This is a genomic window from Paenibacillus sp. JT22N7 (assembly GCF_059383875.1).
In genome coordinates this window covers 62,181-82,635 of record NZ_JBXENY010000010.1, presented here as the reverse complement: position 1 = coordinate 82,635, position 20,455 = coordinate 62,181, and the positions used below count along the sequence as shown (strand labels likewise).

Below are 20,455 nucleotides of genomic sequence, written 5' to 3'. Positions count from 1 at the left end.
TTATGGCTGAAGCGAATGTTCCGTCGTCTAAAGGACAGCGCCGCCGCGAGGCGATTTTGCAGCTGCTTAAGCAGCAGGGGCGCGTTACGATTTCCGAGATTGTGGAGCAATTCGATTGTTCGGAAGCGACCGCAAGAAGAGACTTAGAGCAAATGGAAGCCAGCTATCCGATTATTCGCACGATTGGCGGGGCGATGTATGATGGGCTCAGCGTCGTTCGTGATATGGGCTTTTCGGAAAAGCAGGATATTTCGTACCTGGAAAAAGAAAGAATTGCCGCGAAGGCGGTATCGCTTATTCAGGAGGGCGATGTCATCGGCCTGTCCGGCGGCACGACCAATTATTTGATTGCCAAGCAGCTTAAACTCAGAAGCGGCATTACCGTCGTGACGAATGCAGTGAATATTGCGATGGAGCTGGCGGGGAGCCCGATTCAAGTCGTTGTCACGGGCGGCATTATGCGCCACAACAGCTTTGAGCTTTGCGGGCCGCTGGGAGAAGGCATGGTCGATCATTTGAATATTGGTAAAATGTTCATTGGCGTTGATGGTGTATCGGCAGGCGGGGGCATTACGACGTATTCGGAACAGGAAGCGCAAATTGCCAAAGCGCTGATTAGGCGATCCGTTGAGACGTATGCGGTGTTCGATCAGACGAAGGTTGGCAAAATGTCACTGTTCTCGATTTCGCCGCTTGCAGCGCTGCAAGCTTTCATTACCGATCAGCCGATTGAAGGCGAGCTTAAGCTGGCGGCACAGCAGCTCAATATTGACGTTTACGTAGCAGAAACGAATAGTTAGCAATGGTAAGGCAGCAGGAGCATGGAAAGTGGCTCCTGCTGCCTGTTTTTTACATTCCTAGCCTTTGTCGCATAAAATGGGGGGCAATCTGCCAGCTGTCGTTTAGTATTGACAATAAATAAACGATCGTTTATTGTTGACGCATGAGACTAAGAGATGAAAATAAAATAGAATTAATTTTTGAAGCTACGATTCAGTTGATTAACGAAATTGGCATTTCGGAAACGTCCATTTCTAAAATCGCCAAGCGGGCGAATGTGTCTGCGGCTACGATTTACATTTATTTTGAGAATAAGGAGGATATGCTCGGCAAGACGTATTTAAAAGCGAAAAAAATAATGAGCGATAAGCTGTTTAATGGGGTAGACCATTCGGCACCGATCGAGCAGCGCTTTAATCTGTACATTCGCAATTTTATCCAATTTGTGCAGGAGCACAAATCTTATTTTTTGTTTATGGAACAAATCTCGAACTCGCCACTGCTGCAAAATTGGTGCTTGGAAGAAAGCGCAGCGCTGTATATGCCTATATTTGAGTTTTTTGAGAGCGGCAAGCAGCAGCAGCTGTTCAAGGATGTAGATAATCATATGCTCATTACGTATTCCATTTTGCCGGTAGCCGAGCTGGTTAAAGAGCAGTTTAAAGGTGATTTTGAGTTTACGCCTGAAAAGCTGGATAGCGCGATTAAAATGAGTTGGGACGCGATAAAGCGATAAAACGATAAATTTTTTTAAGTTTAATGAATGATCATTCATTAATTAAATATAAAGCAGCGGAATCGTGCCGATAAGTACACGGACAATGGCAACTTCCACTGCTTCAGCTCAATATTTAAAGGTCGGCTGCCTTTAATTCAGGGAGTCGGCCTTTATTTTTCGCAGCGCTATTCGTTTCATTTGCATCATATAGATACCGTAGCTCTGCAATAAAATAAAGCATGGAAGCAGATCGAGCCGATATCTTGCTTGTATTTCAATCCAAAGCTGCACGAACGCATAGCCCAGCAGTAAAATCAGAAAAAGCATGTGGCCGGCCTTATGCTGCTCGGCAAACCGGCTGCGCCATAAGCTGTACAGCGAATAGACTCCTGCTGCGCTCATGGCAGTGAAGAGGAAGCGCTCCGCTATTTTTAGGACGGCAGCAAGCTGTTCCTGATTCATATCCTTCAAGCTCCACATAACCGCCGAATCCTCTTCGCCCCAAAAAATAGCGAGCTTGCGCGCAAACAGTGAGGCGACTGCGGCCGGATCGGCGAGACGCTCCTTGATCAATGCCAGCTCTGCTGCGTCACGCTCCTCGCCAAGCTTAAATTGCAGCACGTACTTGCCATCCTCAAGCGACCATCTGCCATCTGTTTCCGCATTTAATCCTACGACGAATTTCCAATAAGGCTCCCGGTTAGATAACGGGTATTGCGAGGCTTCGCTTTGCACGAGTGCATAGCTGGCTAAAGCTTGCACCATATAAAAAATAATAAACACGCCGGCGGCACGGGCAAGCAATAATGTAGTGGATTTTCCAATCGATAGCCCGGCAGGCCTGTAATCGCCCGATTTAGCTTTGAACAAGCGAAATAGCAGTTGAAAGGCAGCAAAGCCAGCTAAATACACGAGGCTTAGCGGTCTCATCAAGTTCGCAAGTCCGAAGGCGAGGCCGATTAGAAGCCAGCCATATTTGTTTTCGAAGCGTTTACTAATGATGAGCAGGCAGCCGAATGTGAAAAAGAATGTCGACCAATGCTGATTCGTCAGTACCGAGCACATGATGATATTGGGAATATAGAGCGCATACAGCAGCCCCGCAATTCGCGCCGTATGCTCGTTAAACAGCTCTAGGGCAGCGTAATAAACGAGCAGCACGGTCGCTGCACTGAACAGCACATTAACTAGCTTAAGCATGAACAGCGCTGCTCCGCCAAATAGCTTGATCATACCTGCTTCATACATCGTAAAGCCAAACTGGTACACCCAGCTGAGAAAATATTCATCCTGATTAAATGAAAAATCGCCTGCTGCCGCTAGCTTGGCAGCATTATACATAAACAGGAAATCGGAATCGGGAGGTGTATCGATCCAAATAATCCAGCCGAGCCGGGACAGCAGGCTGATCGCTATAAGTGCGAGCAAATAGCTTTTAGCCGATATTTGGCGTCCAAGCAACCAGGAGGCGGCAAATATAAGGATGAGCGTAAGGAAAACACCGCTAGCGGCAAGCAAGGGACTTTGGAGCAGCTGCGCTGTATTCATAAAGGAAGCAGCGAAAACGACAACGAAAAATAAGCCTCCTATAAAAGTGAGCGTTTGAGCAGAAAAAGAACGTATCGATTGGAATGAGTGGAATAAGCGCATAGCTTCTCCTTTCTTTAAGCGGAATGACTTATCCAATTTTATCCGAAATAGGTTAAAGAGGCTAGCTGTGAGCTGCAATTGGATTCATCTGCCGGAAATAAGCTTAATTAAAGCGAAGTTTATGCTGGATATTCCATACGAATAAAGCCGCCCCTGCTGTTAGGCAAGGACGGCTTTATTAATAGAGAAGATAGTTTAATTCCGGGAAGCATCGAACACAAGCTTGCCGCCTACCCAAGTATGGCTCACTGCGGAGAAATCAGCATCCGTCAAAATGACATCTGCTTGCTTGCCGCATGCGATAGAGCCCGTCTGCTCGTAGATACCGAGCTGCTTAGCCGCATTACCGCTGGCGCAGCGGCTGACTTCGGCGACAGACAGCGCAGTGTTGGCCAGCATGTACCGGAAGGCACGCAGCATCGTCAGACTGCTGCCTGCGAGACTGCCGCTGCCTTGCAGGCGGGCAACCTGATCTTTCATCTCGACGGCCAAGCCGCCAAGCGAGTAATTCCCGTCGGGCATGCCCGCTGCCGACATGGCATCGGTAATGAGAATAAGCTTGTCTGCCGGTTTGGCAGCTGCAAGCAGCCGGATCGCTCCCGGATGGACATGATGGCCATCGGCTATGAGCTCGGCATATATCCGCGGATCGCTGAGAACAGCGCCGACGGTTCCCGGCTCGCGGTGATGCAGCGGACGCATCGCATTATACGTATGGACGGCGTGGGACAGTCCAGCGTCTGCTGCGGCTTCGATATCCGCGAAGGAGGCATCGGTATGGCCGCAAGCGGCGACGATATTATTTTCAGCAAGCCAGGCAATGAGCGGAAGTGAGCCTTCCCGTTCAGGCGCAAGTGTCAAAATTTGAATCAAATCGGGAAACTCTGCAGTCCATGCCTCCAGCCAGTCCTGCCGAGGAGGCGAGAGGTAAGCGGGATTTTGCGCACCGATCCATTTTTCATTCAGAAACGGTCCTTCCAGATGGACACCAAGCAGTGCGGCATAGGGCATGTCGCCGCTTCTGTAATCCGCTGCGGCATGCAGAACCGACTCGATCGCTTCTTTAGAAGCGGTCATCGTCGTCGCCAGCATACCCGTTGTGCCCTGGGAGGCGTGGAAACGGGTAATCGTGTCGTAGCTGCTGCGGCTGGCATCCATAAAGTCGGCGCCAAAGCCGCCATGCACATGGACGTCGATAAAGCCTGGCAATAAATAGCCGCCGGCTCCATCTATAGCGGGCAGCGCCTGTTCTTCAGCACTAAGAACAGCAGCATTTTCCAGCAGGCGGTAAATGAGGCCATTTTTAATAACAGCACTGCCAGCAATGATCCGGTCTTCCAAGACGATATGGACGTGATGAATCACCCATGAGAAGGGCGAGTTTTTCATATTACTTCAGCTTCCTTCCGGCTTCGCGGTCGAGAAGCACGATAACCCGGGGATGAGTCTGGAGCAGCGAAGCTGGCACATCAGTTGTAATAGGGCCGGTCAACGCTTGCTCTACGATCTCCGCTTTATCTGCGCCGCGAACCACGAGTATAATGGTGTGTGCTTTCAGGATGGAGCCGACACCCATCGTCAGCGCCATCTTCGGAACTTCTGCGGCCGATGAGAAAAACCGGGCATTTGCTTCCAGCGTTGCCGCCTTCAGTTGGACGGCATGGGTACCCGCGGATAGCAACGCATCAGGCTCATTAAAGCCGATATGTCCGTTATGTCCAAGCCCAAGCAGCTGAATATCGATTGGATTTTGCTCCAGCAGCTGGTCGTAACGGTCGCATTCGGCTTTCAAATTTTCAGCCAGCCCATTAGGCAAATGATAATGATCGTCTGCAATATCAATATGGGAAAATAACTGCTGCTTCATATAATAAGCATAGCTTTGTTCATGCTCGGCAGGCAGGCCTACATATTCGTCCAAATTGACGGTAGTCGTCTGGGCGAACGAGACTTCCTTGCTGCGATATGCTTCTATTATTTTGGCATAGATGCCTAGAGGTGTCGAGCCTGTAGCGAGCCCTAGCACCGCATTTGGCTTCTCTTGGATTTTATTAATAATGGTTTGAGCCGCATAAGCGTCAAGCAGTTCCCAGTCGTTAAAGTGAATGATTTGCATCATGAAGCGCCTCCTTCAGGTTATGATTTTATTTTAAACTAAAAATATCTTTTTAACAATAATTTTGATTGTAAAGTTCAAATTAATGATTTTTACAATCAATTTAACATGTACTCACAGCGTATGTTATGATGGACGGATAGAATATTTGCAGGAGGTAAAGGCAATGACGACAACGCAGCGTACGGAGGCGGAGGAAGCGGCGAAAACCGCGAAACGCAAAAATGAGCATATCCGCATTTGCTTGCAGGAGGAAGTGAACGGCCAGCATATCGATACAGGGCTTGATCGACTGCGGTTCCGTCATAATGCGCTGCCTGAGCTGTCATTTGAGGAAATTGAACTTAAGACGGAGTGGTTCAATTCGCCGATGAAAGCGCCGCTGCTCGTCAGCTCTATGACCGGAGGCACCTCGGAGGCTGGGGCTATTAACCGCCGCCTGGCAGAGGCTGCCGAGGCACGAGGCTGGGCGATTGGTCTGGGCTCCATGCGGGCCGCTATTGAGCGTGAGGACTTGGCCGCCTCCTTTCATATCAGAATGGAGGCGCCTTCGGTACCGATCATCGCCAATCTCGGAGCGGTACAGCTGAATTACGGCTTCGGTACCGATGATTGCTTGCGTGCAGTTGACATAGCAGAGGCGAATGCCCTCGTGCTTCACGTCAACAGCATGCAGGAGGTTTTTCAGCCGGAAGGCAACACGGACTTTCGCGGCTTGCTGACGCGAATTGAGCAAGTATGCCGCGCCCTCCCTGTGCCAGTCGGTGTGAAGGAAGTAGGCTGGGGCATTGATGCGGGTACCGCCGCAATGCTTGCGAATGCAGGCATTTCCTTTATTGATGCCGCTGGAGCGGGGGGCACATCCTGGAGCCAGGTCGAGAAATACCGGGCGGGTGAAGGATTGCGCCGGCAAGCTGCGGAGGCATTCGCCGATTGGGGCATTCCGACAGCGGAAAGCGTTAGCGCGATTCGCAGCACATTGCCGCATATGAGCGTTATAGCGAGCGGCGGATTAAGGCATGGTGTTGATGCGGCTAAAGCGATTGCGCTTGGAGCGAATCTCGCTGGCTTTGGGCGTGTCTTATTGCCGCAAGCGGTGCATGGGACAACCGACCTGTCAATTCGCCAGCTTACCCAGCAGTTTGAGCGAATTGAGTTTGAATTAAAGGCGGCGATGTTCGGCATTGGCGTCCGCACAATTGAGCAGCTTCGCCAGACGGATCGGCTTGCTTCGAAAGCCGATTAATCATGACATAGCCTACATAACAAACGAAGGGACCGCAGCCTATTTAATCAGGCCGGTCCCTTCGATTTTGATTCGGGCATTGACGGCGAATTGCAGCGTCGGGTAAATATTTTGCCATTGCTGCCAGGCTGCTTCGCCAGCATGAGTCGCCCGGTAATGCAGGCCAAAGCCGAAAGGATCGACGCCAGCCTGCTGTATTTTTATCAGCAGCTTATCCGTCAATTTGGAGTAATCTTGGCTTAGCTTTTGCTCCACCTGTCCCCAGCCCTGGTCAAACAAATGTGGAGGTGCTTCCTCCATAAGCACTTTTATGCGAACGTCCATGTTTAATTGAAGCTTGCCATTATGCTCGCTAAAGTGATAATGGCTTTTAATTTTGCTGATGGCTCCCACAATCCGATTGTTTGAGAAACTTCCTTGAATCGAAGACTTCTCGTAGTTTTGAGCCAACTGGTTAAATAGCTGTGATTCTTCCGGCTTTAGGACGAGCTTGATTTTCGTTTTATCCAGCAGCGCCGTGTGGTTAATAACATAGCCGCTGTTGCCTTCGTTGCGAATAATCGGCATGATGGGGTCCAAACCTTTTTCCATGACGCGCCTCGTCAGATCCGAAAGATTTTCTACATACGTATAGGGATTGTCCGTTCCATCTGCACTGAAGCTTAGAAACAGCGCATTTCCCGGATAGCGCTCCGCCTGGGGATTAATTTTCAAAATCGTCCGGGCATCCGGCTTGCCAATCGCCAAATTCGCAATACTTTGTATATCCCGCCGTCTTTTCATCCAATCCAGCACAGGGGAATAATCCTTATAAGCAACGCGCTCACCGATGAGAAAAATTTTGCAATGGCCAAAGTCCAATTCCTTGTCCACATGGGCTTTCAGCATACGCACACCTTCGGCGATGCTTGCGGCTTCAATTGTTTCTACTTGCGCTTTGCCAGCGCCGGGCTCGATTTTCGGTGAGGCAATGGCCAGGCGCAGCGTAATGAGAAAAGGATTTTGTTTTTTGCCACTGTAATCGATACCCATCGCCACGATAAAATAACGTTTGTCAATATCTTTAAAGCCGCAGCCGCTTAATGCTGTACAGGCCAACAGCATGCACAAAGCTAGCAGCGTGAGCTTTAACGAGCGCATCTTCATGCGGATTTACGCTCCTTTCGGCTAAGCATGAACACGGAAATCACGATGGCTATATAAGAAAACAGCATCGCCGTCAGCCAATAGCGCGTAAACATAAACTCTAAGCGTTCATCGCTGAAAAACAAATAAATTACGGCAGCTACAGCAAACACGCCGCAAATCATATAGTTGATAACGGGCGTTTCCTCGAAGTCGGTTGCCATTTTCAGCTTGGGGAAGCAGCTTTTAATAAATTCCATCGCTTGATGCCAGCAGCTCATCGTATAAATGAGCGATAGATTTAGATACACAATCAGGAACAGAAACAATACCCGTTCGATAAAACCGTATTGCAGTGTAATCGAGTCAGCAGTCATGCTCCATACATAAAGGTATTCATCTACCGCTTCAGTACCATGGAATCCGATAGGCACGAAGAAGGAAATGCTCAAAATAATCATGCCAAATATCGGTACGAGCCAGCGATACGTATAGCTGAAATTCGGCGGCAGTAGACGATTAAATATCGACAGATTGAAAAATCCGGTGAATACAAATACCCCGGCGGCAATAGAGCCAAGCTCTGGGCGCACCATCACAAAATTGGCGACAGTATGAATGGCATCCCAATTTAACTGCGGGCTTCTCACCATTTTGAACAGCACGAAAAAAATAATCGGCGCATTGAGCAGCAGCCCAACCTCGATAATATGCTGTACGGATAACGTCGAGCGTGAGGCCGCATAGCCGCAGGCAATAACAAGCAGGCATAAAATGACCAGCGGATTCAGCTCCGGATTGAAAAAGCGGTTGATCATGATCGCAAAGGCGGCCACGACAATAGTAGACGATACGAAGCAAATAATCGCTACATAAACCATAATGGGCGAGACGAGCCACCGCGGCCAATAGGCCCGTAAAATTTCAGGCAGCCCCATGCCGGGAAAATGCGCTAGCGCAGCAGTATAGGCATAGGTGAGCAAAGTTCCGGTGGCCCCGGAAATCAGCATCGAGGAGACGGCGCCACTGTAACGGTGTTCGATTAGAATATGCGGCACATACAGCATCAAGTTGACGAAGCTGGTCAGAAAAAAGTTGTAAAAGAAGTAGCGTGTCATTCCACCTTTACCTGCCCAATGTCCCCTGACTGTGATTTTGTGCCTGCAAACATGCGGAAATAAGGCTTGCCGAAGCTTCGCAAATTGCATAAATAGACCACGTACATGAATGAGCCGACGGTAACTCCGGTAATGCCGAAAAAGATAGCCATCACAATGAGTGGATATTTCAAAAAGCGGATAGCAAATGACAAGGAATTGACCGGAACGACAAAATTGGAAATGGCGACGACGGATGTCACAATAATCATAATGCTGCTGACGAGACCGGCCTGCTGGGCTGCTTGTCCCAAAATAAGACCGCCGACGGTTGTAGCCGTTGAGCCAATGTAGCGGGGCAGCCGAATACTAGCCTCAATTAGCGCTTCGATCATAAATAGCATAACCATTACCTCAATAAAGGACGGGTAGGGTACAGCCGAGCGGCTTCCGGCGATGGAGAGTGCCAGCTGTACCCGAAAGAGCTCTGGATTGTAAGAGATAATGGATACATAGAGGGCAGGCAGCGTAATGGTCAATACAACCGCAACATAGCGCAGTAAGATAAGCGTGCGGGTCATCCAAAAGGCTTCGTAGTTATCCTCGACCGCATGCATAAAGTCAAAAAAGGTGACAGGCAGCACTAGAGCGAACATATTTCCTTTTATGAGAATGGCGATTTTACCATTGGAGATAGCCGTCGTAATGCGATCCGGGCGCTCGGTAATCAGGACAGTAGGGAACAGATGCCACTGCTTTCCGGTTAAAATCGTTTCCAGCTCGCCTGCGGCCTGCAGCATCTCGGTTTGCGCTTTCGTCAGTCTTTGCCTCAACTGATTCAATACAGTCGGATCGACGCGGCGCTGATCGAACAGCACAATAATTTCCGTCTTCGACAGCGACCCAACGGTGTGTTCCTCTACACACAGCTCAGGAGAGTGGTACATGCTGCGGATGAGGTTAAGCGATTTTTTCAAATCTTCGTTCAACGCAAGCTGCGGTCCTTGAATTGCACTTTCTACTTGGGTTTGGGTACTTTCATTACTAATAATTTTCGCTGTGTAAAGCGAGTAAACGATGCCTTGAGCTTCTATTAAAATATTGCCTTTCAGCAGCAAATCGGTCCACGTAGCTGGATCATCAACGACTAGATAGTCGCTAATCGTACGCAGCTGTTTATCGTAAGGCACCTCTTCCTTCATAAAAGGTACTAGCACATAATTGCTGATCATTTGCTCGTCGCATAAAGAGGAGATATAGGCAATTTCGATAATTAAATCGTCATTTTTGAGCTGTTGCACCTTTAAATCAACCGATTGGGCAAACAGCAGGCGGATGTGGTCGATCATAGAGCTTCCTCCTTAGCAGCAAAATGGGCAAAGTGAGCTTCCAGCTTGTCGCTCACGGGCTTAAGGTGCGCCAAGCGACCTGTAATTATACCCATTGGAGTGAATCATTACAGGGCATCCTTTTGCCTAAGTAGCATAAAGTGCAGTACAATGAAGGGATGAGAAGTGAATTGCAAGGGTAGAGGAGAATACATATGTCCAACTGGTTTGAGCAGAGTTTTGGAAGCGATTATATGGTTGTTTATAAGCATCGGGATTGGGATAACGCCTACAAGGAGGTACAGCTGATGGCGCAGTGGCTCCAGCTTCCGGCTACGGCAAAGGTGCTGGACATCGGCTGCGGTATGGGACGCCATGCGCTGGCACTGGCAGACTGCGGCTATGAAGTGACGGGGATGGATTTGTCGGAACCGCTGCTTAACGAAGCGAGGAAGCATGATGCGTTGCAGCGCGTAACCTGGGTGCAGGGCGACATGCGCCAGCTCCCTTTCGAATCGGGGGCGTTCGAGGGAACGGTTAATTTATTTACGTCGTTTGGCTATTTTGCAGATGAAAAAGAGAACGTGCAGGTGCTGCGGGAAATTCGCCGCATGCTGAAGCCAGGTGCGCCATTTCTAATTGATTTTCTGAATCCGGCTTATGTAGAGCGTAATCTCGTTCCGGCATCGGAGCGCAAGGATGCAGAGTCCGGCTGGGTCATTCGCGAGCAGCGTAAAATTGAAGATGGCTGGGTCAAAAAGCATATAGAAATTGCCGTAAGCAGCGATGAGGCAGACAATCGCCATTATGATGAGCAGGTTCGCCTGTATTCGCTCACATGGTTTGAGCAGGCGTTCGCCGAGGCAGGCCTTGTGCTGGAGAAAACATTTGGCAACGTCGATGGCTCAGCCTATGATGAGCTGAACTCGCCGCGCCTTATTATGCTTGGAAGGGCTAATGCGTAATGGCGGCTCAAGCGGTGCAATGGGAGCACGGGCTGCTGCAAGTAAAGCTTCCGCTGCCCTTTGCCTTAAAAACGGTAAACAGCTACGTATTTACTGAGCCTGCGGGAGGATATACGCTTATCGATCCTGGTCTCCGAACGGAGGAGACGCTTGCGGTCTGGGAAGCGGTATTTGCGGACCATTCGATTGCGCCAGAGCAAATTTCGCGCATCGTCCTTACGCATCAGCATCCCGATCATTACGGTCTCGCGGGTTATTTTGCCGAGCTAAGCGGCGCACCGGTCTTGATGTCCCGGCGTGCCCATCGCTATGTTAGGTACTTATGGGGAGAGGGCAGCACGATGTCAGAAGAGCTTGCTGAATTATTTGCTCTGCATGGCATGCCGCAGCACTACATTGACGAAATTAGCAGCAACTTAAGCAGTTTCCAGGAAAAAGTTTCGCCGCAGCCCCAGCAAGATCAAATCATGTATATAGAGGCTGGCGAGACGCTTGAGCTTGGCGGTTCACAGTGGGAGCTGCTTGATGCGCCAGGACATGCCTATGGCCAGCTCTGCTTCTATGAAGCCAATAAACAATGGATGATATGCGGCGATCAGGTGCTGCCGCGCATAACCCCCAATATTAGCGTCGTTCCTGGCGAGGAGATGAATCCGCTTGGCGATTTTCTGGCAAGTCTGGATCGCTTAAGCGAATATGAGGTTAAGCGCGCTTTTCCAGGGCATTATGATTCGTTCACGACATTTGCCAGCCGAATCGCAGAAATTAAGCAGCATCATGTGCAGCGGCTGGAGCAAATGCTGATGATGCTGCAGGAGCCGCTCACAGGCTTTGAGGTGTGTGGACGATCTTTCGGTGCACGGGCACAACAAAGCCCGCATCAGCACCGTTTTGCAATGGCCGAGACGCTCGCCCATTTGTATGAGCTGGAGCATTCGGGCCGGATATCGCGAACGGAGCGTGCGGGCGTTATTTATTTTTTGAGATGATAGGGAACGGTCGTAACTACGACGTTTTTGCGGTGGAGCAGCAGGGCGCGAATCATAAAGCTCGTCTGGTTGTGCAAAATATTATGCCAGCCGCGTTTCGGGATAAATTGCGGAATAATCACCGTCACGCGGTAGCTGGACTGGCTGGCCTTGCGCTCCACCGTATCAATAAATTTCAGCAGCGGCTGCATGACCGAACGATAAGGCGAATGCAATACGACTAATCGCACGTCCGGCTGCCAATCCTTCCATTTTTCCTCGAACGCCTCGCCTTCCTCTCGCTCAAATGGCACATACACCGCAATAATTTGATTCACGGACAATGACTTGGCATAGGCAATGGAATTATCAACAACATGTGTCATTCCGGCCACAGGCAAAATCAGCACATTGCCTTCGATGGGCATCGCAGGCTCGCACGTGGTGAGCCGCAGCTGTTCGCCGACGGCGTTGTAATGCTTTTTAATCCGGTGAAACACATAAATAATAATCGGCAGAAACACGAGCACAGGCCATACTTGCGCGAACTTCGTCAAAAAGAACATCATTGTGACGATCAAGCTGATGAGCGCCCCTGCCGAGTTTATAAGCAGCTTCACGACCCAGCCCTTCGGCTTCTGGCGGACCCATTTCACAATCATCCCCGTCTGGGACAAGGTAAATGGAATGAATACCCCGACCGCATAAAGCGGAATCAAATGCTCGGTCTGACCGCCAAAAGCAATAATCAAAAGGATGGATAGCACGCCAAGGCTGATAATGCCATTGGAATAGCCAAGGCGGTCGCCCCTGACCGTAAACATCCGCGGAATAAACTTGTCTTTAGCCAAATTCACCGCGAGCAGCGGAAAAGCCGAATAGCCTGTATTTGCTGCCAATATCAAAATCAGCGCCGTAGTGCCCTGAATGAAGAAATACATAAAATGCCGTCCAAACGTATGCTCAGCAATTTGGGAAACGACGGTTACTTCTACCGCCGGTTTAATGCCGTAATAATAGGCCAGGAACACAATGCCAGAGAAGAGAATAGCCAGCAAAATGCCCATTGATGAGAGCGTCTTCGCAGCATTTCGGGGAGCCGGGTCGCGAAAGTTTGGTATCGCATTGGAAATGGCTTCTACCCCTGTGAGCGCGGAGCTGCCAGAAGCAAAGGCGCGCAGCAGCAGGAACAAGCTGATGCCTGCAACTGGCGTCCCAATCGGCGTATGCAGCTCAGGCGGCACATGGCCGGTTGCAATATTGTAAATACCTGCTCCGATTAAAATAAACAGCGCAAGAACGAACAAATACACCGGGTAGGCGAGAATGGATGCCGACTCGGTCACGCCACGCAAATTCAATATCGTAATTAAAATGACGAAAATAACAGCAATCAACACATTATGCTCATGGAGGCTGGGAAAAGCCGACGTAATGGCGTCGGTTCCCGCGGAGACGCTGACCGCTACCGTCAATATGTAGTCCACTAGCAAGGAGCCGCCTGAAATTAATCCGGGGAAAATGCCGAGATTTTCTTTGGATACGACATATGCGCCCCCGCCGTGCGGATAGGCGAAAATAATTTGCCGATAAGACAGAATAAGCGCCAGCAGCAAAATGAGCACGAACGCGGCAATCGGTACGGAATACCAGAATGCAGCAGCACTTACCGTTATTAATACAATCAAAATTTGTTCCGGTCCATAGGCAACGGAGGATAGAGCATCCGACGAAAGAATGGCCAGCGCTTTCAGCTTGATCAGCTTCTGGTCGCCCAATTCATTGGATTTGAGCGGCCGTCCGATTACAAGCCGTTTTAAAAAAGTCATCATTTCAGGTCACCGCCAGCAGTTAGTTGTAAGAGTGAAAAGCATTTTTGCAGAGCACGTTATTGCTACTATCTCCTGTTATAAGTTTTTTCACCATGGAAAAAAAAGCTACTTGATCTCTCCGCAGGCGACTCGGTTTGAGGCAGGTGCAATGATCATAGTCCCCAGGCATGCTTTTTGTAAAATCTCGTTTTCAGCTGAAAAGAGGCGGAAAGGTTCTCTTTTGATCATGTAAGCGATTACAAATGAACGCTGTTTAGCAGCGCGAGGTGTAGCTTGCGGTAGGAATGATTATTGCCTATTCCGGGCAATGAAAGCGTGAGGAATGGCTGAGCGTGAAGGGGAAATAAATATTGTCTTTTGTTCGCTTTGGGGAGTTATCCCCTTAGCTCAGAAAAGGGGAATTGCAAATGAAAACCTGGTTTCTGAGCTAAGGGGATAACAGCATAAAGCAAAAATTATAGTGTCTAATTTGCATGGCCAAACGAGAAATCAAAAAGCACAAAGCACAAAGCACAAAGCACAAAGCATTTGTTTAGACATCAAACAGGCGCCGCATCTTTAGCAAGACGCGGCGCCTGTTCGTTATCTATCCGACTTTTAATCGAGCGGGGGATTAGTTGCTCCTTCACGCTCCGCTTGCTTTCGATGAGCAATGCGGCTTGCAGCTGAGGCTGCAATAGCACCGATAATATCATCGAGGAAGGTGTGTACATCGCCGCTCGATTTATCGTTAAGCTTTTTCAAAATGCCGGGCTTCAGCTTGTCAATATAGCCGAAGTTTGTGAAGCCGATGCTTCCATATACATTGACGATGGACAAGGCGAGAATTTCATCGCAGCCGTACAGCCCTTCATCGTTTTTAATCATTTCCTGAAGCGGCGGCAGCAGCTTACCTTCTTCGGCGAGCATGTCGAGCTGGATGCCGGTGAGCACTGCATTTTGCACCTCGCGCTTGGATAAAACAGCGTCAACATTTACGATGCATTCATCGATTGTTAGCTCTGGGAAATAATCCTTTTGCAAAAAATGCACGAGCTGGGCCACGGCGATCTTCGTAATGCCGCGCTTTACAAGCCACTCCTCCGTCGCTTCGGCAACCTTGCGGCTGTTCAAGCTGTATGGTTGTGGTGTTGTCATCTTGATGTCCCCCTTATTGGATGTAATTTTGTGGACAAAACTGGTCTAAAACGGGGAAGGGCTCGTATACATATTACTACAAAATGAGAGTTGTACAAAGCCGCATGCGGCAAAAATCACTAGAGGAGGAAAAAACAAAATGGTTCAAACGAAATGGATTCGCCTTGCCGCGATAAGCGGTGTTATGGTTGTGCCTCTGCTGACCGCAGGGTGCGGGCTGTTCTCAACGGAGACAAGCAAGGAGATTGACCCGCCTCAGACGGAATCAACCAACGTCATTGACGGTACGAATACAGGACAGACAAGCAGCGTAAATCCACAGGGAGAAGAAACGCAGTTGACCGTATACTTAGAGGACAAAAATGGATACCTTGCACCAATCTCGCTGCTTACGACGCTTGGCGGCAAAGAAGCTGCCGGGCAGAAGGCGCTGGAAATGATGGTCGATGGCGGCGCTTATGCGAGCCAGCTTCCGGAAGATTTTCAGGCTGTGATTCCACAAGGTACTCAAATTAAATCCTACCATGTTGATCCACAGTTGAAGATGGCTACAGTAGAGTTTTCCGCTCCTTTTGCAGATTATACGGCAACGAAAGAGCGGGAAATCGTTGAAGCCATTACGTGGACGCTGACGGCGATGACCGGAATTGAAAAGGTGGAGCTATGGTACGAGGGCAGCAAGCTGAGCGAAATGCCAGTAGATGGTTTCCCCCTGGACCGTCCGCTTACTCGCTCAGTCGGCATCAACCTGGAAACAGCGGATGGCGTCAGCTCGGCTTACTCAACACCAGTTACACTGTATTTCTCCTCCCAAACATCCAATGAAGAGCAATATTATGTTCCCGTTACAAGGCTGATCGCAAGGCCTGAGTCGACGGTGAAGGCAGCGGTGGAGGAGCTGATTGCCGGCCCGCTTAACCGCAAGCAGCTGAATGGCGTGATGACCAATGATGTTCAGGTTACAAGTATTGAGCAGAAGAATGATACCGTAACGGTAGATCTTCAAGATACCGCCTATGAGAGCGGTCAAAATGCTCCTGCTGAAATGCTGCAGGCCGTCGTCTTATCTGTGACGGAAAATACAGGAGCAGCGAAAGTTCAAATCCGGTTGAACGGTGAAGCGAACGTTGTAGATGATCAAAATACTTCTTACAACGAGCCAGTCGGCAGACCGCATCATGTGAATGCGATGAAGTCATAAAAGTAAAATTTAAGCAAGGCATGGAGCCAAACGTGATGGCTTCGAGGCAGGGAGAGGGCGCATGGGCGCTCTCTTTTTGCGGTTACGGATGCTTTTCTAGTTTTACTTTGGTAAAATGGGTAGTATTGTGTTGAAACATAGGCTAGGAGGCTGCATTACGATGAGAACAGATGGACGTCAAACCAATGAGCTGCGACCGGTTACAATTACGGCGGGCGTAAATAAATATGCGGAAGGATCCGTCCTAATTGAGGTCGGAGAAACAAAGGTCATTTGTACAGCAAGCGTGGAGGAGCGTGTGCCTCCTTTTATGAAAAATCAGGGCAAAGGCTGGATTACAGCGGAATATTCGATGCTGCCCAGAGCAACCCATTCGCGCAATCATCGGGAGGCGGCTAAGGGCAAGCTGACGGGCCGTACGATGGAAATCCAACGTCTCATTGGCAGAGCTTTGCGGTCTGTCGTAGATTTGCAGGCGCTTGGAGAAAGAACGATTACGCTCGATTGCGATGTCATTCAAGCGGATGGAGGTACGCGCACGACCTCGATCACTGGCGCTTTTCTCGCGCTTTGTCTGGCAGTGAACAAGCTGTCGACGAACGTCACCTTTACGAAATATCCGATTACGGATTATTTGGCTTCGGTGAGCGTGGGCGTTATTCAAGATCAGCCGATGCTGGACCTTGCCTATGACGAGGACTCCAAGGCCAAGGTGGACATGAACGTCGTAATGACAGGGAGCGGCCAATTTGTGGAGCTTCAAGGTACAGGCGAGGACGCGCCATTTTCCCGCAAGGAGCTGAATGAGCTTCTGGAACTGGCGGAGGGCGGCATTGCTGAGCTGATTGCAAAGCAGCGCGAGGTGCTTGGGGAAGCAGCAGGTCTGATCGGACGAGGAGCAGAGAAATAATGGAGCTAAGCAGCGAGATCATTCTGATTGCTACGAAAAATGAGGGCAAGGTCAAGGAATTTGCCCACGCTTTCGCGAAGCTTGGCAAGCGTGTAGTCAGCCTGAACGCATACCCAGAGTTTGCGGATATTGTGGAGGATGGCGATACATTCTCGGCAAATGCGCGAATTAAAGCGAAGGCGGCGGGCGATGCCTTTCAGGTGCCGGTGCTCGCCGATGATTCCGGCTTGAGCGTAGCAGCGCTTGCCGGTGCTCCGGGCGTATATTCGGCCAGATATTCTGGCGAAGGAGCTACGGACAGCTCGAATAATGCGAAGCTGCTTGCGGAGCTGAACCGCTTGGCGTTGCCTGAAGCGGCGGAGGCACTGGAGGATGGCACGAAGCTGCTGAGCCGTGCGCAGTTTGTATGCGTGCTGGCGCTGTATGATCCAGCGACGGGCGAGTTTATGGAAGCCGAAGGAACCGTTGACGGCTTTATTATGGACAAGCCGCGCGGCGATGGAGGCTTCGGCTACGATCCATTGTTTTGGCTGCCAACGCTTAATCGCGGCATGGCGCAGCTGTCCAAGGAAGAGAAGCAGCAGATCAGCCATCGCGGCCATGCGCTTAAGGAGCTTTTGCCGAAGCTGGTCTAAGTGGCACATATAGGGCTACTCATAACTAAAAAGGAAGCGAGCACGCTGCGCGGCGTGTCGCTTCCTTTTTTTATAGACCGTTCTTGCTTTCACGTATCCATTTCAGCAGGCCTTCATTTGTTGTAAGCGACTCTGCGCGATTTAAAAAATGAAGCGCCTTGGCGGGGTCAAACGATTTCATTTCCCTTCCAAGCTGCATCCAGAGGCGGGCATTTTCTTGATCTACTTTTAAATTTAGATTGCAGCAGCTCCATGCCCTGTGTATCAACAATTTCATGAATCATATCTTTATAGCGCAATCTGCTTGGAAATAGTCGTAAATATGCTTTTTCATGAACGGTATTAACGACACCATCTACAGTATTATTATAACGGACGTACATGCCGACCTCGCGTCCCTGCTGATCCATTTCAGAAGTATATTGTCTTAGTTTATGAATTTGATCAAGCGGCAGTACATCATCATCATCTACAACGAATGTCCATTTATGCATGACGAGAGAAAGCGAGTAGTTTCGGGCCGTCGAAAAATCATTTATCCACGTAAAATGGTGCAGCTGTACTTTTTCATGTTCCCCAGCCAGCCGATTGAGAATGGGAAGAGTTTCGTCTGTTGAACCCGTATCAACGACTATAATTTCATCTACTGCATCCATAATGCTGTTTATTGCACGTTCTATTGATCTTTCTCCGTTTTTCACGATCATTGCGGCCGATACGCCCATGAATTAATCCTCCAGCTTGAATTCACGAATGAAAGGATGCAGCCAACAATGGTTCCACATTTTGTAACATTCGCTGCTCTAATTATACAATAAACCAGCCATTCGACAATGGTAGCATCATTTAATACGAATGCTGTACTCCTTCAGCCACAGATTCATTTGATACAAGTAAGCGAACAACTGGGGGCCAGACATTAATTGGCCGAACCAGGGGATATTGGAGCTGGCGTCAGCAGACTCGGCGAGCTGGCGCACTTTTTTGACATCAATGAGCGGGAGCAACGGGGAGGAGGAGTCGTTTAATAGGTCAAGCAGCAGCCCTTTAACTGCCGCCAAATAATTCGGATTATGCGTCTTCGGATACGGACTTTTTTTGCGAGTCAGCACATCATCTGGCAATACGCCGCGGAGCGCCTTGCGTAAGATACCTTTTTCGCGGTCCCCCGATGTTTTAATATCCCAGGGAATATTCCATACATACTGTACGAGGCGATGGTCGCAAAATGGCACCCGGACTTCCAGTCCGGCAGCCATGCTCATCCGGTCCTTCCGGTCCAGCAGCGTTGGCATAAAGCGGGTAATGTTGAGGTAAGACATTTGCCGCATTTTGCGTACAGCCTCGCTTTCGCCGTCCAGATGGGGCACCTCTGCTACCGCTTGGGCGTAGCGGTCGCCGATATAATCGAGCGGTTTAATCCATTTTTCTACATCCGGGGCGAGCAGGCTGGAGCGCATATCTGAGGCGAGCGACCATGGGAAGGTGGACGCGTTCAGCGCATCCTCGCGGTGGAACCATGGATAGCCGCCAAAAATTTCATCGGCCGCCTCACCAGAAATGGCGACGGTCGCTTCTTTTTTAATTTCACGGCAAAACAAAAGCAGCGAAGCATCGACGTCTGCCATGCCTGGCAGGTCACGGGCGAAGGTGGCATCCCGCAAAGCGGCTACCAGCTCCGGCGTATCAAACTGCACCGAATGATGGACGGTATCGAGGTAGGTGGTCATACGCTCGATCCAAGGGGCGTCGCTGTTTGGCTGAAACGCATGAGCTTTAAAATGCTTGGCATTATCCGCATAATCGACCGAAAACGTATGAACGTTCCCTTGCCCGGTCTGCTCGTAATATTGCACGGCAAGCGTCGTCAAGGCGCTGGAATCCAGCCCGCCAGACAGCAGTGTGCACACCGGTACATCCGATACGAGCTGGCGCTCGGTCGTATCACGGAGCAGGTCGCGGACATGCTCGGCCGTTTCTTGAACGTTTTCCGTATGTGGGGAGCTTTCAAGGCTCCAATATTTCGCTTTGCGGATGCCCGCCTGTGACACGGTCATGCACTCGGCTGGCAGCAGCTCGGTAATATGCTTATAGACGCCATGGCCTGGCGTCCGTGCAGGACCAAGTATAAACAGCTCAGCAAGCCCTTCTGCACCGACCTCCGGCAGCACGTCAGGATGTGCTAAAATGGCCTTTGGTTCTGAGCCGAATAAAAACAGCCCGCTGGCTTGACTAATGAACAAGGGCTTGACGCCAAGTCTGTCGCGAGCCAAAAAAAGCTCCTGCTCTTCCACATTCCATATTGCGAAGGCGAATATGCCATTAAACCGTTCGACGCAAGCTTTGCCCCAATGCATAAAAGCAAGGAGCAGCACCTCTGTATCGCAGGTCGTTGTAAATTTGCTTCCAGCAGCCTCCAATTCCTTGCGCAGTTCACCTGCGTTGTATAATTCGCCATTATAGACGATGACAAATAGATCATCGTCTTCAGTGCGCCGAATCATTGGCTGGGCGCCATTTTCCGGATCGATGACACTAAGCCGCCGGTGTCCAAGCGCACAATGCGCTGATATCCAAGTGCCTGAGGCGTCAGGCCCGCGAAGCTCCAATGTTTTTGTCATTTTTTCCAAAGTGCTGCTGTCATGGGTTAGATCGCGCGTCCAATCAATCCAGCCGGTTATTCCACACATTGCCCTCATCCCTCTCTTCTGCAGGACTCCAGTCGCGATAATAATAGTCATATGCTG

The 20,455-nt window shown here is 49.8% G+C and carries 18 protein-coding genes; 8 read left to right on the top strand and 10 right to left on the bottom strand.

Annotated elements, in window-relative coordinates:
- The first annotated feature begins 2 nt into the window (after positions 1-2).
- Positions 3-800, top strand: a complete 798-nt coding sequence (locus tag AC50Y5_RS24625) for a DeoR/GlpR family DNA-binding transcription regulator (protein WP_056039822.1) — start codon at positions 3-5, stop codon at positions 798-800.
- Between the two features lie 143 nt (positions 801-943).
- The gene (locus AC50Y5_RS24620) at positions 944-1,516 is read left to right on the top strand and encodes a TetR/AcrR family transcriptional regulator (protein WP_056039824.1); all 573 of its coding nucleotides are present in this window, start codon (positions 944-946) and stop codon (positions 1,514-1,516) included.
- 132 nt (positions 1,517-1,648) lie between these two features.
- On the opposite strand, the gene AC50Y5_RS24615 is transcribed toward AC50Y5_RS24620, so the two are convergent.
- The 3 genes from AC50Y5_RS24615 to nagB form a co-directional block, all read right to left on the bottom strand.
- Entirely contained in the window at positions 1,649-3,046 is a 1,398-nt protein-coding gene (locus AC50Y5_RS24615) for a glycosyltransferase family 39 protein (RefSeq protein ID WP_056039826.1), read from the bottom strand.
- A 297-nt stretch (positions 3,047-3,343) separates the two neighbouring features.
- Positions 3,344-4,537, bottom strand: a complete 1,194-nt coding sequence (nagA, locus tag AC50Y5_RS24610) for an N-acetylglucosamine-6-phosphate deacetylase (protein ID WP_494864047.1) — start codon at positions 4,535-4,537, stop codon at positions 3,344-3,346.
- 1 nt (position 4,538) lies between these two features.
- Positions 4,539-5,264, bottom strand: a complete 726-nt coding sequence (gene nagB / locus AC50Y5_RS24605) for a glucosamine-6-phosphate deaminase (RefSeq protein WP_056040131.1) — start codon at positions 5,262-5,264, stop codon at positions 4,539-4,541.
- Positions 5,265-5,430: 166 nt separating this feature from the next.
- Between nagB and fni the strand changes: the two genes are divergently transcribed.
- Positions 5,431-6,510, top strand: a complete 1,080-nt coding sequence (gene fni / locus AC50Y5_RS24600; RefSeq protein ID WP_056039829.1) for a type 2 isopentenyl-diphosphate Delta-isomerase — start codon at positions 5,431-5,433, stop codon at positions 6,508-6,510.
- Positions 6,511-6,549: 39 nt separating this feature from the next.
- On the opposite strand, the gene AC50Y5_RS24595 is transcribed toward fni, so the two are convergent.
- From AC50Y5_RS24595 to AC50Y5_RS24585, 3 genes are read right to left on the bottom strand one after another with little or no spacing between them, the layout of a single operon-like run.
- Positions 6,550-7,656 carry a Ger(x)C family spore germination protein gene (locus AC50Y5_RS24595; protein ID WP_056039832.1) on the bottom strand — a complete coding sequence of 369 codons (1,107 nt, stop codon included), beginning with the start codon at positions 7,654-7,656 and terminating at the stop codon, positions 6,550-6,552.
- On the bottom strand, positions 7,653-8,753 hold the full coding sequence (locus AC50Y5_RS24590) for a GerAB/ArcD/ProY family transporter (protein WP_056039834.1): 1,101 nt from the start codon (positions 8,751-8,753) through the stop codon (positions 7,653-7,655). The genes AC50Y5_RS24595 and AC50Y5_RS24590 overlap by 4 nt, the downstream gene beginning before the upstream one ends.
- Positions 8,750-10,081, bottom strand: coding sequence for a spore germination protein (locus tag AC50Y5_RS24585; RefSeq protein WP_056039836.1), 1,332 nt, complete (start codon positions 10,079-10,081; stop codon positions 8,750-8,752). Before AC50Y5_RS24585 ends, AC50Y5_RS24590 begins: the two co-directional genes overlap by 4 nt.
- A 194-nt stretch (positions 10,082-10,275) precedes the next feature.
- Between AC50Y5_RS24585 and AC50Y5_RS24580 the strand changes: the two genes are divergently transcribed.
- Together AC50Y5_RS24580 and AC50Y5_RS24575 are read left to right on the top strand one after the other, a co-directional pair.
- Positions 10,276-11,025, top strand: a complete 750-nt coding sequence (locus AC50Y5_RS24580) for a class I SAM-dependent methyltransferase (RefSeq protein ID WP_056039838.1) — start codon at positions 10,276-10,278, stop codon at positions 11,023-11,025.
- Positions 11,025-12,014, top strand: a complete 990-nt coding sequence (locus AC50Y5_RS24575) for an MBL fold metallo-hydrolase (RefSeq protein WP_494864046.1) — start codon at positions 11,025-11,027, stop codon at positions 12,012-12,014. Before AC50Y5_RS24580 ends, AC50Y5_RS24575 begins: the two co-directional genes overlap by 1 nt.
- Here AC50Y5_RS24575 and AC50Y5_RS24570 read toward each other — a convergent pair.
- Positions 11,999-13,825: an APC family permease gene (locus AC50Y5_RS24570; protein WP_056039843.1), complete on the bottom strand. Its 1,827-nt coding sequence runs from the start codon at positions 13,823-13,825 to the stop codon at positions 11,999-12,001. The two genes, AC50Y5_RS24575 and AC50Y5_RS24570, sit on opposite strands and share 16 nt — an antisense overlap.
- A gap of 597 nt (positions 13,826-14,422) precedes the next feature.
- Positions 14,423-14,962, bottom strand: a complete 540-nt coding sequence (locus AC50Y5_RS24565) for a phosphatidylglycerophosphatase A family protein (RefSeq protein WP_056039845.1) — start codon at positions 14,960-14,962, stop codon at positions 14,423-14,425.
- 139 nt (positions 14,963-15,101) lie between these two features.
- Between AC50Y5_RS24565 and AC50Y5_RS24560 the strand changes: the two genes are divergently transcribed.
- The 3 genes from AC50Y5_RS24560 (at position 15,102) to rdgB (ending at position 17,708) form a co-directional block, all read left to right on the top strand.
- On the top strand, positions 15,102-16,163 hold the full coding sequence (locus AC50Y5_RS24560; protein ID WP_056039846.1) for a GerMN domain-containing protein: 1,062 nt from the start codon (positions 15,102-15,104) through the stop codon (positions 16,161-16,163).
- Positions 16,164-16,323: 160 nt separating this feature from the next.
- Positions 16,324-17,073 carry a ribonuclease PH gene (gene rph, locus AC50Y5_RS24555; protein ID WP_056039848.1) on the top strand — a complete coding sequence of 250 codons (750 nt, stop codon included), beginning with the start codon at positions 16,324-16,326 and terminating at the stop codon, positions 17,071-17,073.
- Positions 17,073-17,708, top strand: a complete 636-nt coding sequence (rdgB, locus tag AC50Y5_RS24550; RefSeq protein ID WP_056039850.1) for an RdgB/HAM1 family non-canonical purine NTP pyrophosphatase — start codon at positions 17,073-17,075, stop codon at positions 17,706-17,708. Before rph ends, rdgB begins: the two co-directional genes overlap by 1 nt.
- A gap of 167 nt (positions 17,709-17,875) precedes the next feature.
- Here the strand turns inward: rdgB and AC50Y5_RS24545 are convergent, their stop codons facing one another.
- Positions 17,876-18,433, bottom strand: a complete 558-nt coding sequence (locus tag AC50Y5_RS24545; protein ID WP_494864045.1) for a glycosyltransferase — start codon at positions 18,431-18,433, stop codon at positions 17,876-17,878.
- A 117-nt stretch (positions 18,434-18,550) separates the two neighbouring features.
- Positions 18,551-20,398, bottom strand: coding sequence for an asparagine synthase (glutamine-hydrolyzing) (asnB, locus tag AC50Y5_RS24540; RefSeq protein ID WP_494864044.1), 1,848 nt, complete (start codon positions 20,396-20,398; stop codon positions 18,551-18,553).
- Between the last annotated feature and the right edge of the window lie 57 nt (positions 20,399-20,455).